14 protein-coding genes are annotated in these 13,190 nt (G+C 65.0%); 11 read left to right on the forward strand and 3 right to left on the reverse strand.

Annotation, left to right across the window (positions count from 1 at the left end; all coding sequences use genetic code 11):
• Positions 1–142 precede the first annotated feature (142 nt).
• Together SMD14_RS00715 and SMD14_RS00720 are read left to right on the forward strand one after the other, a co-directional pair.
• Entirely contained in the window at positions 143–1,660 is a 1,518-nt protein-coding gene (locus tag SMD14_RS00715; RefSeq protein WP_321214955.1) for an FAD-dependent monooxygenase, read from the forward strand.
• A 132-nt stretch (positions 1,661–1,792) separates the two neighbouring features.
• Positions 1,793–2,311, forward strand: coding sequence for a flavin reductase family protein (locus SMD14_RS00720; protein ID WP_157239982.1), 519 nt, complete (start codon positions 1,793–1,795; stop codon positions 2,309–2,311).
• A gap of 38 nt (positions 2,312–2,349) precedes the next feature.
• Here the strand turns inward: SMD14_RS00720 and SMD14_RS00725 are convergent, their stop codons facing one another.
• Together SMD14_RS00725 and SMD14_RS00730 are read right to left on the reverse strand one after the other, a co-directional pair.
• Positions 2,350–3,735, reverse strand: a complete 1,386-nt coding sequence (locus SMD14_RS00725) for an MBL fold metallo-hydrolase (RefSeq protein WP_321214956.1) — start codon at positions 3,733–3,735, stop codon at positions 2,350–2,352.
• Positions 3,736–3,888: 153 nt separating this feature from the next.
• Positions 3,889–4,356, reverse strand: a complete 468-nt coding sequence (locus SMD14_RS00730) for an Hsp20/alpha crystallin family protein (RefSeq protein WP_321214957.1) — start codon at positions 4,354–4,356, stop codon at positions 3,889–3,891.
• A 329-nt stretch (positions 4,357–4,685) separates the two neighbouring features.
• Between SMD14_RS00730 and SMD14_RS00735 the strand changes: the two genes are divergently transcribed.
• From SMD14_RS00735 to SMD14_RS00745, 3 genes are all read left to right on the forward strand, one after another.
• Positions 4,686–5,153 (forward strand): DUF4383 domain-containing protein, encoded by a 468-nt coding sequence (locus SMD14_RS00735; RefSeq protein ID WP_321214958.1) that lies wholly within the window; start codon positions 4,686–4,688, stop codon positions 5,151–5,153.
• A 105-nt stretch (positions 5,154–5,258) separates the two neighbouring features.
• Positions 5,259–6,587, forward strand: a complete 1,329-nt coding sequence (locus tag SMD14_RS00740) for an erythromycin esterase family protein (protein ID WP_321214959.1) — start codon at positions 5,259–5,261, stop codon at positions 6,585–6,587.
• Positions 6,588–6,658: 71 nt separating this feature from the next.
• Positions 6,659–7,114, forward strand: a complete 456-nt coding sequence (locus tag SMD14_RS00745) for a universal stress protein (protein WP_321214960.1) — start codon at positions 6,659–6,661, stop codon at positions 7,112–7,114.
• 681 nt (positions 7,115–7,795) lie between these two features.
• On the opposite strand, the gene SMD14_RS00750 is transcribed toward SMD14_RS00745, so the two are convergent.
• A complete protein-coding gene (locus SMD14_RS00750) occupies positions 7,796–8,677 on the reverse strand; it encodes a F510_1955 family glycosylhydrolase (protein ID WP_321214961.1) in 882 nt (293 codons plus the stop codon).
• A 391-nt stretch (positions 8,678–9,068) separates the two neighbouring features.
• Between SMD14_RS00750 and SMD14_RS00755 the strand changes: the two genes are divergently transcribed.
• The 6 genes from SMD14_RS00755 to SMD14_RS00780 all read left to right on the forward strand — a co-directional run bounded on the left by SMD14_RS00755 (position 9,069) and on the right by SMD14_RS00780 (position 13,097).
• Positions 9,069–9,509: a hypothetical protein gene (locus SMD14_RS00755; RefSeq protein WP_321214962.1), complete on the forward strand. Its 441-nt coding sequence runs from the start codon at positions 9,069–9,071 to the stop codon at positions 9,507–9,509.
• Positions 9,510–9,620: 111 nt separating this feature from the next.
• Positions 9,621–9,893, forward strand: a complete 273-nt coding sequence (locus SMD14_RS00760; RefSeq protein WP_321214963.1) for a DUF2933 domain-containing protein — start codon at positions 9,621–9,623, stop codon at positions 9,891–9,893.
• A complete protein-coding gene (locus tag SMD14_RS00765) occupies positions 9,883–10,554 on the forward strand; it encodes an isoprenylcysteine carboxylmethyltransferase family protein (RefSeq protein WP_157239969.1) in 672 nt (223 codons plus the stop codon). Before SMD14_RS00760 ends, SMD14_RS00765 begins: the two co-directional genes overlap by 11 nt.
• A 37-nt stretch (positions 10,555–10,591) precedes the next feature.
• Entirely contained in the window at positions 10,592–11,698 is a 1,107-nt protein-coding gene (locus SMD14_RS00770; protein WP_321214964.1) for an FtsX-like permease family protein, read from the forward strand.
• Positions 11,695–12,423: an ABC transporter ATP-binding protein gene (locus SMD14_RS00775; protein WP_321214965.1), complete on the forward strand. Its 729-nt coding sequence runs from the start codon at positions 11,695–11,697 to the stop codon at positions 12,421–12,423. Before SMD14_RS00770 ends, SMD14_RS00775 begins: the two co-directional genes overlap by 4 nt.
• On the forward strand, positions 12,420–13,097 hold the full coding sequence (locus SMD14_RS00780; protein ID WP_321214966.1) for a TIGR00730 family Rossman fold protein: 678 nt from the start codon (positions 12,420–12,422) through the stop codon (positions 13,095–13,097). Before SMD14_RS00775 ends, SMD14_RS00780 begins: the two co-directional genes overlap by 4 nt.
• The last annotated feature ends 93 nt before the right edge of the window (positions 13,098–13,190 follow it).

Consider the following 13,190-nt stretch of genomic DNA (forward strand, 5'->3'; position numbering starts at 1 on the left):
GACGCAACGGGCGGCCGGCCCGCGCGGAGGCCTGTGCACACCTTCCATTTCCACTGTATCCCCGTAGGTGGGGCTTGCGGCAAGGCCCGGGCGCGGCCGGATAATCGCAGGGCCGGAAACCGGGAGAACTGGAGCAAGCGGAATGACAGGGCATGCGGTAGTGATTGTGGGCGGCGGCCCGACGGGGCTGATGCTGGCAGGGGAGTTGGCGCTGGCGGAGGTTGATGTGGCCGTTGTGGAGCGGCGCCCCAACCAGGACCTCGCCGGAGCGCGGGCGGGCGGGCTTCATGCGCGGACCCTTGAAGTCCTGGACCAGCGAGGCATCGCGGGGAGGTTCCTCGCCGAGGGCCAGGTGGCCCAGGTGGCGGGCTTCGCCGGCACCCGCCTGGACATCAGCGACTTTCCCACCCGCCATCCCTACGGGCTGGGCCTGTGGCAGAACCACATCGAACGCATCCTGGCCGGCTGGGTGGCGGAGCTGGCCGTAACGTTCTACCGCGGATGCGAGGTGACCGGCCTGGCGCAGGATGGCACCGGCGTCGGCCTCCACCTCAAGGACGGCAGGACGCTGCGGGGGGACTACGTGGTGGGGTGCGACGGCGGCAGGAGCCTCGTCCGTAAGGCTGCGGGCATCGGGTTCCCCGGCTGGGAACCCACCACCAGTGCGCTGATTGCCGAGGTGGAGATGACAGGCCAGCCGGAGTTCGGCGTGCACCGGAACGCTTTTGGCATCCACTCCTTTGGCCGGCGGGAGTACAAGATCGTGGACGGCAAGGTGGTTTACGCGGACAGCGGGCCGGTGGGGGTGATGGTGACCGAGGAACACGTGGGTCCCGCTACGGAACCCACGCTGGCTGATCTCAGCGCGGCCCTGATTGCCGCCTGCGGCACGGACTACGGGGCCCACAGCCCCACCTGGATTTCCCGGTTCACGGACATGACGCGCCAGGCCGCTGCCTACCGTTCGGGGCGGATCCTCCTCGCGGGCGACGCGGCGCACGTGCATGCCCCGGACGGCGGGCAGGGCCTGAACATCGGGGTGCAGGACGCGGTGAACCTGGGCTGGAAGCTGGGGCAGGTGGTCCATGGAACAGCCCCGGACGGGCTCCTGGATACCTACCATGCCGAGCGCCACCCGGTGGCTGCCCGCGTGCTGCGCAACACCATGGCGCAGAGTGCACTGCGCCGCCCGGACCCGCGGATCGAGGCGGCAGGGGAAGTTGTTGCCGAGCTCCTGGGCATGGAGGAACCGCGCCGGCGTTTCGCGGCAATGCAGTCCGGCCTGGACGTTCACTACGACGTCGGCAAGGGACACCCGCTGCTCGGGCGGCGGATGCCCGACGTCGAGCTCGCCGCCCGGGAAGGACCCCGCACGGTCTATTCGCTGCTGCATGACGCCCGGCCCGTGCTCCTGAACTTCGGGGTGCCGGGCGCCTTCGACAATCTTCCGCGGCCGCCACGGGTGAAGCTGGTGGATGCCGAGTACGGCGGGGCATGGGAGCTGCCCGCGCTCGGGGACGTTCCGGCGCCTGCCGCAGTCCTCGTCCGGCCGGACGGGCATGTGGCCTGGGTGGGTGGCGGAAGCGACGCCGGCCTCAGGGAGGCGCTGGCCAGATGGTTCGGACCCGCCATGCCGCCGGCTTCGGTGCCAAGCCTTTGACCCCCCTTTTCGTTACGTCATGCTTCGGGCCGTGACCCCGTATTGCCCAGGGAGTCAGTGCGTTTCACCCCCGATTGAACAGCACGCTTACGGGTGGTTGGTTTGAACCACCGGCCTCGAAAGGAAAGAACAATGACGGAACACTTTGACCTCACGCCGCAGCGCCTGCGCCACGTCCTGGGCCATTTCGCCTCCGGACTGACCGTCATCACCGCCGCCACGGACAACGGCCCCGTTGGCTTCACCTGCCAGTCGTTTTCGTCGCTCTCCCTGGACCCCGCCCTGGTCACCTTCAGCCCTGCACGAAGCTCCAGCACCTGGCCGCGGCTGCGCGACGCGGGCCGGTTCACCGTGAACATCCTGCCCGCGGAACACCAGCACCTGGCAGCCCGGTTTGCCCGCTCCGGCACCGACAAATACGCCGGCGTCAACTACTCTGCGTCACCCCTGGGCAATCCCGTACTGGACCAGGCGCTCGCCTGGGTGGACTGCGAACTGCATGAGGAGTACGACGGCGGCGACCACACCATTGTGGTGGGTGCTGTCCGCGCACTGGGGGCGCGGGAGGGCGCCGAGCCGCTCCTCTTCTTCAAGGGCGGCTACTTTGAAGGAGTGGAACCCCGTGCCAATCGGCAGGAGAAGGTGGCATGACGGGGCCAGGTCCCGGCAGCCCCTTGACCGCGTTTTCTTCAGCGCGGGTTTTCGAGTGAGATGGCTTCCAGGTGCTCGGGAATGCGGGCTTTCCATCCCAGTTGGCGTTTGATGCGGGCCCGGAGGGCGTCGGAGGCGTCCGGCTCTCCATGCGTGACGTAGGTCATCGACGGGGCCTGAGGGGCGGTCCTCATCCATTGGATCAGTTCGCTGGAGTCGGCGTGGGCGGATAGTCCTTCCATCTGGATGACTTCTGCTTCGATCCTGACGTCCTGTCCGTAGATCCGGAGGCATTTTTCGCCTGCGGCGAGTGATGCGCCCCGTGTTCCACCGGCCTGGTATCCGCTGAGGATAATGGCGTTGCGCCGGTCCGGCCCGTAGGCCGTGAGGTGGTGCAGGATCCTGCCGCCGGTGAGCATGCCGCTGGCGGAGATGATGATCATGGGTCCGCCGCGCAGGTTGAGCAGTTTTGACTCGTCGGGGCTGCGGACGGGGGTGGCCACTTTGTACATGGCTTCGAATTCGTCCTGCTTGAGCCTGTGTTCTTCGCGATGGCGCTGATACATGCCGGATGCGTCGATTGCCATTGGGCTGTTGAGGTAGACGGGGATGGAGGGGATCGCATGTTTGGCGAGAAGCCGCGACAGGTGCAGCAGGACCGTTTCGGCCCGGCCGACGGCGAACGCGGCGATCATGATGACGCCGTTTCGCTTGGCCACCCGGGTGATGATGTCGCCGAGTTCAGTTTCCGGGTTGCCCTGCGGGTGTGTCCGGTTGCCGTAGGTGGATTCGGTGACCAGTACATTGACGCGCCCCGGCGCTCTCGGCGCGTACATCAGGGGGTCATCGGCCCGCCCCAGGTCTCCAGTGAAGTGGATAGTCCGGCCGGCAAGTTGGAGGTGCACCTGGGCCGCGCCGAGGATGTGGCCGGCAGGAAGGAACGTTGCTTCAATGCCCCCGGGCAGGGGGAACGGAGAGTCGAAGTCCCGGGTTTTGAAACTGTCGAGCGATCGGACGGCGTCCTGGGCTGTGTAGAGGGGCACGGGAGGGTGATGGGTTGATGATGCCCTGTGGTCTGCGTAGCGGGCTTCCTCTTCCTGGAGGTATCCGCTGTCGGGAAGCAGCAGCTTGCACAGTTCGGCCGTGCCCGGTGTGGCATAGACGGGGCCGTGGAATCCGTCGCGCACCAGTGCAGGGATGTATCCGCTGTGATCCAGATGGGCATGGGTGAGGACAACGGCATCGATGTTCGCGGGACTGACCTGGAAAGGTACGCGGTTACGGTCGCGAAGGTGTTTATAGCCCTGGAACAGGCCGCACTCTACAAGGACCCGGTGGCCTTGCGACCGGATCAGGTATCTGGAACCTGTCACTGTGTCGGCTGCGCCGAGAAACCGCAGCGTCGGGGGATGCTGTTCTCTCATAGCAGCTCCTTCGGACACCTCACTCAGCTCAGAGGCTTCCTGGTGTCAGCCGTGGGAATCCTGGGAAGCGGCTGGCCGACGACCCCGCAAAGCTCGGCGGTGATTTTGCGGGGCACAACGGTGGTGCCGGTGTGGTTGTGGGGCGCTGCCAGGTTACCCGCGGGTGATGGGGAGCTTCTTCGGCTCCGCGGGCAGGCCCTGCTCGGGCAGCGGGGCACGGACTTCCAGGACCCCGTTGACGTAGGTGGCCTTGATGTCTTCTTCCTTAACCCCTTCAGGGAGCGGGATGTTCCGGCTGAAGGACCCGTAGCGGAACTCCGACCGGTAGCGTCCTTTGTCCTTGTGCTCTTCTTTTTCCTGGCGCTCGGCGCGAATCCGCAGGAACCCGTCGTCCATGGTCACTTCGACGTCTTTGTCCGGATCGACGCCGGGCATCTCAGCACGCACCACAAGCGTTTTACCGTCGACGAACTCTTCGACCCGGATGGGGGCGGGGCCTGTTGCCGAGTCGAACATGCGCTCTACGGAGTCCAGCAGCTCGGCCGGGGATCGCAATACGGTGTTGAAGGGGGAGGTCCACCGGGTCGATGCAAAAGGGGACCATTTGAGCAGATCAGACATGACGGGTTCTCCAGATTCCATGCAGGCAAAGGGCCGCGTGAGGGGCCGGTGTCAATCCAGTTAACACCTGCGGATGTGGTCCAGATAGGGACAAAAGACCCTCCTCCCGGGAGCCTTCGCACACGGTCTGCGTTCATGCCCGGAGCCCGGAAAATAGCGGTTTTCGCCCTTCATCCCTAACCTTCACTGACCTAAGGACTTAAGCCTCTGAAAGCCAGGCAACCGTAGCTTGAAGCTGGAAGCATAACCAGCGTGGCGCTGCACCACTCCCCGCTGGCGGCCGCACTCGAGCACCAAAGATTCCACCCCTTCAAACAAGGAAGAAAGCCATGTCGGCATCATCAGCACATCCGGGAATCGGCGCACGCCACCACCGCACGCCCCTCGAAATCACAGCCCTGGGCGCTGGAGCAGTTTTCGCTCTGGTGGGCGTCCTCGGTTTCATCCCCGGGGTCACCACGAACTATGCGGAAATGACTTTTGCCGGCACTGGGTCCGGCGCGATGCTCCTCGGCATTTTCCAGGTGTCCATCCTGCACAACATTGTTCACCTGCTCTTCGGAGCCGCCGGCCTGCTCATGGGCAGGTCCGCACTCCAGTCGAAGTACTACCTCATCGGTGCGGGCGCCCTCTATCTGGTGATCTGGCTCTACGGGCTGCTGATTGACCAGGCGTCGTCTGCCAACTTCATCCCAGTGAACACGGCAGATAACTGGCTCCACGTCGTTCTGGGAGTCGTCATGCTCGCCGTGGGGATCTTGCTTGGCCGCGGTACCGGCCAAGCGAAAGCGCGCTGATCCGCCCGGCTGCTGATCCGCCCGTCTGTCCTGCGGATCCCGATGCACCCGGGAAGCAGCCGGCTTGCCAGGGAAACAGTCCAATGACGTGCGAGGGATGATGTTGTGAACCGCGGGACCGGGGACCGGCACCATCCCCACGGGCTGGAACTGGACGAGATCCGGGCCCTGGCCCGGCCGCTGCTAACGGCGTCCCGACACCTGGACGGCCTGGTGGATTTATGTGCCCGGGCACGCTTCGTCTGCCTGGGCGAGGCTTCACACGGCACGCAGGAGTATTACCAGTGGCGGGCAGCCCTCAGCCGTCGTCTCATCGAGGAACACCAATTCAGCTGGATTGGGGTGGAGGGCGACTGGCCGGACTGTTGGCGCATCAACCGCTGGGTCCGCGGCCAAACCGACCAGAACCTCGATGCCCGGCAACTATTGGCCGGCTTCGAGCGGTGGCCCACCTGGATGTGGGCCAACCAGGAAGTGGCAGAGTTCCTCACCTGGCTGCGCGAATGGAATCTGGCCCGACCGGAAGAACAGCGCACCGGCTTCTACGGACTGGATGTCTATTCCCTCTGGGATTCCCTGAGGGAAATCTTCGGCTGGCTCAACGCCAACGCACCCGAGGCCATGCCGGCAGCAATGAAGGCCTGGCAGTGCTTTGTACCGTTCCGGGAAAACCCCCAGCGGTATGCCTCGGACACCCGCCTGGTACCACGATCCTGCGAGGCGGACGTGGTGATGCTTCTGGCCGAGGTGCACCGGCAGACCTTCGGCCGGGTGGAGGACGATGCTGTAGCTTTTGACGCAGTGCAGAACGCCGTCGTGGCGGCAAACGCCGAACGCTACTACCGGACCATGATCCGCGGTGACCGGCAATCCTGGAACATCCGGGACCACCACATGAGCGACACCATAGACCGGCTGGCACGCCACCACGGCCCCGGCTCCAAGGGACTGGTCTGGGCGCACAACACGCATATAGGCGACGCCAGGGCAACGGACATGGCGCTGGACGGCATGGTCAACATCGGCCAACTCATGCGCCTGCGCCATCACGGATCAGTAGTCCTTGTCGGCTTCGCGTCCTATGGGGGATCCGTCACTGCCGCGCCGGCCTGGGGTCTCCCGGAAGAGGTCATGAACGTCCCGGCAGCCGTACCCGGAAGCCACGAAGACCTCCTCCACGCGGCCCTCGAAAGCCCGTCCACTCTCGTGTTCGGACCGGACCGGGCGGGCCACTGGCTCTCCTCCTGGCGCGGCCACCGCGCCATCGGGGTTGTCTACAACCCCGACCGCGAGAAAGGCAACTACGTCCCCACGACCATGGGCCACCGCTACGACGCATTGCTGTGGTTCCCGCAAACAACAGCGCTGCGGCCGCTCCACCATGAACACCTGCCCAGCGAACCTGAGCTCGAAACCGAACCGACAGGCTTCTAAGCGATGCCTCGAGACAGAAGCGCAACCCTGATTGCGGTAGGGCCCGGCGAGGCGATCGAAAGGAAAGACAAGTGACCAGCACCGGTTCGTTCTTGATTATTGTTGGTTTTGACGGTTCCGGGCATTCCCGGGCAGCACTGGACTGGGCCATGGATGAGGCCCGCCAGCGCCACGGCCAGCTCCGCCTCGTCACAGCCTGGAACAAGGCTCCGTTGGCGTGGTATCCGGCTGTCCTGGAAACGGCGGCAGGCGAAATTGCCGCCGAAGAGTCTCCAGAGCAAGCCGCGCGGACGCTTCAGGGTGAGGCGCTGAAGACCGCTGCAGACGGAGGCGTGACCGCCGCAGGACACCTCGTCAATACCAATTCACCCGCTTCGGCAATACTCGACGCCGCCAAGGACGCGGACCTTATCGTCGTCGGTTCCCGGGGTCATGGCGGTTTTCCCGGGTTGCACCTGGGCTCGGTTTCGACGCAGGTCGTCAATCACGCACAATGTCCTGTTCTGGTGGTCCACTCCAGGGCGTGACCTCCCCGGAGCTTCCCTTCACTGGTCCCAATGGACATGCCCCTTCCAGCCGGCACAAAGATGCAGTTCCCGCGGGATGCGATGCGGACCGTGCCCTGTTGTAGGGCGCAGTCCGGGCGTAGACTTAAATCGCCTGCAGGTAACCATCAGATGACGCCGGGTCGTTCAGGACATGAGAATGTCCGGGCCTTCTCTTAGCGAGATCGCGAAGGTACCTGCAGGTTCTGCGCTTAAGGACTTGCGCGGCGCTTGCAAGCAGAATCCCTGCGTTCGAGCGATGCGCAGGTGCCGTCGGGAACGCCCCAAATCCACTGGAATTGCCCTTGCGGTACCGAAAAGTAGGCGAGAAACTAGTTATACGTTCTTCGAAAGAAGGACGGGAACGAACAACCAGGGAACCTTGGAACACGCCGTGGATCTGATCCATGGTGGTCTGCCGGTGACGAGGCAGGAAGCGCCGGGATTCCCGCAAGTTCGGGAGATGATGTTCGTCATAACGGAATCAAAACAGTCGAAGCCCCTTCAGCCTAGCTGATGGGGCTTCCCCTTAGTCGGCGCCAGGCCACGCCCCCTGCTCAGAGCAGCCGTTCCCTGCCGTTTCCCCAAACCCCGTAGCGCAGTCGTGGTCATCAGCGCCGGCTGGCCATCCTCAAGGCAACGAAGCCGGCAGAGCCTGGCGGCTCAGGAGGAATCGGCGGCCCGGAAGCTGGCTCCGCCGTCGGTGGAAACGACGAGCCTTTCGGCGGTCGCGGCCCAGATCCGTGGCTTGCCTTCAGCGCCGGTTACAGCTGTCATTGCCTGGACCTGACCCTCGATTTGGCCGGTGCGGGTCCAGGTTCTTCCGGCGTCGGCGGAGTAATGCACGGTCCCGCCGGGTTCGACGCCGATGACCTCCGTGGCGCCGGCGAAGGCGACGAACTGGACAATGGGGGCTGTGGCGTTTAGTTCCCAGGTTTTCCCGCCGTCGGTGGAGCGCTGGAGCCCTTCGCGGGTGGTGGCCAGAACGGTGTCGCTCTCCGGGGTGCCTGCCAGGACGGCCGGAACGAAGCCCGCCCTTGCCGGGGTCCAGGTTTTTCCGTCCGGGCTGGTTTGAAGCGTCCCGTCGTAGGCGACGACGCCGGACGCGGTGGCGGCGAGGGCGTGAAAATCAGATTCGCCCTGTCGGGAGAGCTGTTCCCATGTCTTGCCGCCATCGACGGACCTGATCAGGCCCATGGGGTTGGGCAGATCGGAGCCGGGGCCGGGATGTCCGGATGCGTAGAAGACACCTTGGTCAGCCGCGGCGGTAAAGCCCATCAGATCGTTGGTGGCGCCAATTTTGGTGCCCGGTAGTTTGGTGACGTCAAACAGGCCTTCATGGGTGGCAAGCAGCACCTGGTCCGTTTTGCGGTTTACGGTCAGGCCGTGGACATGGGAGCTGGGCAGCCCGGAGGTGGCGGTTGCCGGGACAGGGCCGGCGCCCGGACTACCGGGTGTAGCGCCTGGGACGCAGGCGGAGAGGGTAAGCAGGAGGGCAGCGGCGGTGAACGCGGCCGAGAACCTGCCGGTGGTCAGAACACGCATGCCGAGGATCCGGTCATCGGGGCCGGAACAGCCGCGGGGAGTCCTGCGCGGCGAAGCGTGGCAACCGCAGGGGCGCAGGCCGGCTCGGTCATGGGTCCTCCTTCGCGGACAACGTTTATGTTCAAGACTATCGGCCCAATGGCAGGACGCTGTCCGGTACAACGAGCCTGCGGCGGGTTCCGTTTCACCCCGGTCAGCCGGCCGGGCGGGTAGGGAGTTTCGGCCCTTGCGGTGTACTTGAGGTTGGCATCACACTGGGGGGCAACAGTGGCAGGCACCTCCTGAAGGGCATAAGTCATAGGCGGTGAACTGTTCAGGATCGCGGCGGGCTTGGATGGTTCTGCACCGTCCGGGCACAGCTCCCGGGATGCCCGGGGTGAGCAGGATAGCCGTGACCGCTGACCATTCCTCCCACCACATGCACCGGGGAGCGGGGGCGCGGGGCGGAGCGATTCCTGCCGGACCGGGCATCCGGGGCAGGATCCAGGCGCTATGGCACACTGTGGTCGGCGCCGTCGGCCTGATCATGGGGCTGTTGCCGCACGTTCTGCACCACATCGGCCTGCTCGCCGGGACTGCCCTGGTGGCAGGGTCCGGCGGCACGGCACTTTTCGGCGCGCTGGGGCTTCTGGCATCGGTTCCCCTGCTGGTCCGGCTTTACCGGCGGTTTGGCAGCTGGATCGCACCGGTGCTGGGACTGCTGGTTTTCGCCGCCATGTTTTCCCTGTCCGCGTTTGTCATAGGTCCCGCGATCAGCGGCACCGGGACGGACATAACCCCCGGACCGGTGCCCACCGTGGATCACACCGGAGGGCATACCGGCGGCCACTGAACGCCCGTGTTCGTGTGAGCGCGCCAGGTCGTGGGGCATCCGGGAAACATCTGTTTTCCTCGGGCCGTTTGACCCTTTCCCCGTGCCGTGGTGCGGCCAATACTTTCCGGTATGAGCACTAGCCCGGAGCCGCAGCTTCCCATACCCAGGCCGTCGGGGCCTTGGGCGCAGGGGCTGCTGACGGTCCTTATCGCGGCCACCGCGGTGTACCTGGTCACGAACCACTGGCTGCATGTCCTGGACGCGTTGCCGTACCTGTGGGTGGTGCTGATGATGTCGATGCATCTCTTCATGCATGGCGGCCACGGCCATGCCGGTCACGGTGGCGCTGGCCGTGGTGCGGGCCGGCGGCACTCCGGAGGGGGTGCCGGGCATGCCCACTGACTACGGGTATGACCTGTGGTGGCTGGTTATCCTCAATTCGGCCGTGTTCATCATTTTCGCGTTCAGTTTTGTCCGGCCCAGGACGAAGCTGGACTGGCGCGCCCTGGGCGGTTTCTCTGCTTTCATCGTGGCGCTCTTTACCGAGATGTACGGTTTTCCCCTGACCATCTATCTGCTGTCGGGCTGGCTGGGGAACCGGGTCCCGGGCCTGGACCTGCTGAGCCATAACACGGGTCATTTGTGGCAGGACCTCACGGGATGGCAGGGGGACCCACACCTGAGCCCGCTGCACCTCCTCAGCAATGTGCTGATCGCAGCCGGTTTCATGCTGCTTTACCTGTCCTGGCAGGTCCTGTTCGCCGCGCAGCGCGAGCACCGGCTGGCCACGTCGGGCCCCTACGCAAAGGTGCGGCATCCGCAGTACATGGGGTTTTTGACGATCATGGCCGGGTTCCTGCTGCAGTGGCCCACGCTGCTGACACTGCTGATGTTCCCGGTCCTGGTCATCGTGTACCTTCGCCTGGCCCGGAAGGAGGAGCGGATGATGGAGGCCGAGTTCGGCGAAGCCTATGCCGCGTACCGCCGGGAGGTCCCCGGCTTCGTCCCCCGGTCCGGTCGGGGCCGTGCCGGGACCGGGCAGAAGTTGCAGGAAGGCCCGTGACAGCCATGCGGGCGACGACGGCCTGAAGGGTGGCATCATGCTGTTCCTGGCGGTAAAGAACCTCGTCCAGGAGAAAACCCGGCTGCTGATCAGCGTGGGCGGGGTCGCGTTCAGCGTGCTGCTGATCATGAGCATCCAGGGCCTGTATCAGGGCTGGAGCAACAAGATCGGTGAGTACATCCGCACTGTCCCTGCCGATTACTGGATCACCCAGACGGGCGCGACGGACATGTTCCACACCCCCTCCGTGCTGCCCCTGACCGTCAGGGATTTCCTGAGCGGGGTTGACGGTGTTGCCAGCGCCAAGCCCTTCAGCGGCCGCCGGGTGGCGTTCGCGCATAACGGCAAGGACATCAACCTCTACGTCATTGCCGATGACACGGAGAATAATGTCGGCGCACCCGCCCGGGTGGTCGAGGGCAAAGCCGTGCCCGATAAGGGCGAAATCATCATCGACCGGGTGGTAGGGCGCAGCCAGGACATCAGGATCGGGGACACCATCCCCGTCGCAGGCAGGACGCTGAAGGTCGCCGGCTACTCCGAGGGCGGATACATCCTCAGCTTCTCCTTCGCGTTCACCACCAAGGAAGACGCCGAAAGGATCCTGCAGCTCCCCGGAGCCACCAACTTTTTCCTTGTCACCGTCAAGGACGGCACCGACGCCGGCGCGGTCGCATCCCGGATCGAAGCGGACCCCGCGGTGGACGCGATCACCAAGGACAGGTTCGTGGAGAACAACACAAACATCGTCCGGGACACCTTCCTGCCCATCATCCTGGTGCTGCTCTTAATCGGGATTGCCGTGGGCATGACCGTGATCGGCCTGACCATCTTCACCTCAACCATCGAAAAAGCGCGCGAATACGGTGTCCTGAAAGCCATCGGGGTAAGCAACCGCCAGCTCTACACCGTTGTGATCGAACAGGCCATCACCGCCGCCGTGCTCGGGTACCTCGTCGGGGCAGGCCTTGCCTTGGCCGTCAGCGGGGCCGCGGGAATCTATGTCCCGGAGTTCATCACGGAAATCCGCTGGCTGGACGCCGCCTGGATCCTCGCGGTCACACTGGTGATGGCCGTGGTGGCTTCACTGCTGCCGGTGCGCCGGCTGTCACGGATCGACCCGGCGGAGGTGTTCCGGGCATGAGAATTGTCGACGTCCAGGACGTGTCCAAGACCTTCGGGTCCGGGCACACCGCCGTGACCGCGGTGGAGCACGTGTCCCTGAGCGTTGACCCCGGGGACATCGTGCTCGTCATGGGCCCCTCCGGATCCGGGAAAACAACCCTGCTGTCCATGATCGGCACGCTCATGTCCCCTTCCGGCGGCCGGATCCTCATTGCCGGGCAGGACACCTCCAACCTTTCACCTGCGCAACTGTCCCGGCTGCGGCTGCGCGAATTCGGTTTCGTCTTCCAGACCTTTAACCTGCTCTCGGCCCTGACTGCCGAGGAAAACGTCATGCTGCCACTGATCACGGCGGGAACACCGAGGAAAGCGGCGCGGACAAAAGCCCGGGCCGCGCTGGAACAACTCCAGCTCGGACACCGGCTGCGGAACCTGCCCCGGGACCTCTCCGGCGGCGAGAAGCAACGCGTGGCCATCGCACGGTCCCTGGCGAACGACCCGCGGCTGATCCTCGCCGACGAACCCACCGCCAACCTGGACGCGAAAACAGGCCAGGACGTGACCCTGCTCCTGTGCGGGACGGCCTGCCGGGAAAATCGGGCCGTCATCATCGTCAGCCACGACCAGCGGCTGCGGACCGCGGCCAAACGTGTCCTCACCATTGAAGACGGCCGGCTCACCGCCGAAGAAGCCGGGGAACACAACCGCTACTGCAGCATGCACCCGGAAGCGGCACCGGCATGAAAATGACCGATGAAGAACTGCTCGCAGTCCTCGCCGACCCGGCCGATGACCCGGCCCGGATGGAACGGATCAGCACCGAAATCGACGCCGGATTCAGCCTCCTCTCACACCGGCTCGGCAAAGCAGTCGCCGTCTTCGGATCAGCACGCCCCGGCCCCCAGGATCCCCGCTACGCGGTGGCCCGGACCTTGGGCGCCCGGTGCGCAAAGGCCGGGTTCGCCGTGATTACCGGGGGCGGCCCGGGACTGATGGAAGCTGCCAACCGCGGCGCCACGGAAGCCGGCGGCACCTCGGTCGGACTGGGTATCGAACTTCCGAGGGAACAGGTGTTGAACCCTTATGTCGATGTGTCCATGACTTTCCGGTACTTCTTCGCCCGAAAACTCATGTTCGTGCGCTACGCCTCGGCCTTTGTTGTCCTTCCCGGCGGGTTCGGCACACTTGATGAACTCTTTGAAGCCCTCACCCTCGTCCAGACCGGCAAAATCCATGAGTTTCCCGTCGTCCTGATCGGGACCAGGCACTGGACCGGACTGACCGACTGGATCCGGGAGCAGCTCCAAAGCCAGGGATTCATTGCAGCCCAGGACATCCGCCTGCTGCGGTGCACCGACGACATCGACGAAGCCGTGGAATTGATCCAGCACTGCCACCTGCGCCAGCTCGCCCGGTGATCCGGGCCGCGATGAATGTGCCGCCCGCTGAACAGCCCCGGACGCCGGGGACCAAAGACTCTGACGCTTCCCGGCGCCAAGGACGATAGTGAA

Origin of the sequence: Pseudarthrobacter oxydans, assembly GCF_034258515.1 — a bacterium.
Classification (GTDB): Bacteria; Actinomycetota; Actinomycetes; order Actinomycetales; family Micrococcaceae; genus Arthrobacter.

Coding starts and splice junctions, on each gene's coding strand:
- SMD14_RS00775 (WP_321214965.1), top strand. CDS start 11,695: ATGAGAATTGTCGACGTCCAGGACGTGTCCAAGACCTTCGGGTCCGGG.
- SMD14_RS00780 (WP_321214966.1), top strand. CDS start 12,420: ATGAAAATGACCGATGAAGAACTGCTCGCAGTCCTCGCCGACCCGGCC.
- SMD14_RS00725 (WP_321214956.1), bottom strand. CDS start 3,735: ATGAGAGAACAGCATCCCCCGACGCTGCGGTTTCTCGGCGCAGCCGAC.
- SMD14_RS00760 (WP_321214963.1), top strand. CDS start 9,621: ATGAGCACTAGCCCGGAGCCGCAGCTTCCCATACCCAGGCCGTCGGGG.
- SMD14_RS00730 (WP_321214957.1), bottom strand. CDS start 4,356: ATGTCTGATCTGCTCAAATGGTCCCCTTTTGCATCGACCCGGTGGACC.
- SMD14_RS00720 (WP_157239982.1), top strand. CDS start 1,793: ATGACGGAACACTTTGACCTCACGCCGCAGCGCCTGCGCCACGTCCTG.
- SMD14_RS00750 (WP_321214961.1), bottom strand. CDS start 8,677: ATGCGTGTTCTGACCACCGGCAGGTTCTCGGCCGCGTTCACCGCCGCT.
- SMD14_RS00765 (WP_157239969.1), top strand. CDS start 9,883: ATGCCCACTGACTACGGGTATGACCTGTGGTGGCTGGTTATCCTCAAT.
- SMD14_RS00715 (WP_321214955.1), top strand. CDS start 143: ATGACAGGGCATGCGGTAGTGATTGTGGGCGGCGGCCCGACGGGGCTG.
- SMD14_RS00770 (WP_321214964.1), top strand. CDS start 10,592: ATGCTGTTCCTGGCGGTAAAGAACCTCGTCCAGGAGAAAACCCGGCTG.
- SMD14_RS00735 (WP_321214958.1), top strand. CDS start 4,686: ATGTCGGCATCATCAGCACATCCGGGAATCGGCGCACGCCACCACCGC.